Annotated in this window: 2 protein-coding genes; both read left to right on the top strand. The window is 73.6% G+C overall.

Going from position 1 to position 1,262, the window contains the following annotated elements; all coding sequences use genetic code 11:
- Positions 1 to 1,058 (top strand): glycosyltransferase (locus HII36_RS55255; RefSeq protein ID WP_173531399.1); only part of this gene is annotated, 1,058 nt, incomplete at its 5' end.
- Positions 1,055 to 1,262, top strand: a 208-nt coding sequence (locus HII36_RS55250) for a hypothetical protein (RefSeq protein WP_173531398.1), incomplete at its 3' end; no start/stop codon positions are given. The genes HII36_RS55255 and HII36_RS55250, both read left to right, overlap by 4 nt.

Below are 1,262 nucleotides of genomic sequence, written 5' to 3'. Positions count from 1 at the left end.
CGCGGGAGCCGGCCAGCCCGTACGCCAGCGAAAGGCACGCCCCGGCCAGCGCGGACGTGGTCGACGGCGTGGTCGTGCACCGGCTGCGCTCGGCCCCGCTGCTGGTCCACCCGACCATGCGGGTCACGGTCCCGACCAGGCTCGACCGGCTGGTGGCCGCGATCAGCCCGGACGTGCTGCACACCCAGGGCCACTTCGTGGTCGGCCGGGCCGCCATCGCCGCCGCCCGCCGCGCCGGGGTGCCCGTCGTGGCCACCAACCACTTCATGCCCGACAACCTGTTCCAGTTCGGCCACATCCCGGCCCGGCTCAGGGACCGGGCGGGCCGGCTGGCCTGGCGCGACTTCAGCCGGATCTTCAACCGGGCCGACCACATCACCACGCCCACCCCGCTGGCCGCCCGGCTCCTGGCCGACCAGGGGTTCACCCGCCAGGTCGAGTCGGTCTCCTGCGGCATCGACCTGACCAGGTTCCACCCGCGCGCCGAGCCCAAGGCGTGGGCACGCAAGACGTTCGACCTGCCCGACCGGCCCACCGCGCTGTTCGTCGGCCGGCTCGACGAGGAGAAGCGCATCGACGAGCTGATCCGCGCGCTGCCGCTCGTGCTCAACGAGACCGACGCCCAGGTGGCCCTGGTCGGCCGGGGCAACCAGCGGGGCGAGCTGGAGAAGCTCGCCAAGCGCATCGGCGTCGGCGAGCGGGTGTTCTTCCTCGGCTTCGTGCCCGACGAGAACATGCCGCAGGCGTTCGCCGCCGCCGACGTGTTCGCCATGCCGGGCATCGCCGAGCTGCAGAGCATCGCCACGCTGGAGGCCATGGCCTCGGGGCTGCCGGTGGTCGCGGCCGACGCGATGGCGCTGCCGCACCTGGTCGACGGCAACGGCCACCTCTTCGCCCCCGGCGACGTCATCGCGCTGGCCAGGCACCTGACCTCGATCCTCGCCGACGACGCGCTGCGCACCCGGCTGGGCAAGGCCAGCCGCGAGCTGGCCCTGACCCACGACCACCAGACCTCCCTGGCCCGTTTCGAGCAGATCTACGACGAGGTGACGCAGTGACCTGGAGAACGAGCACCTGGACCACCTTGGCGGGCGCGGTGGTGGCCGTGTCCGCGCTGGGCTACGCGCAGCTCGCCCTGCCCGCCCAGCCGCTGCTGAGCGACTACGCGCTGGTCGCCGGCGGGCTGGTGCCCGTGCTGATCGGAATGCTGGCGCTGGCCGGGGCGTGCCTTTCGCTGGCGTACGGGCTGGCCGCGCGGGAGC

This window comes from Nonomuraea antri, assembly GCF_013283785.1.
Classification (GTDB): Bacteria; Actinomycetota; Actinomycetes; order Streptosporangiales; family Streptosporangiaceae; genus Nonomuraea; species Nonomuraea antri.
This window is presented reverse-complemented; position numbering and strand designations above follow the sequence as displayed.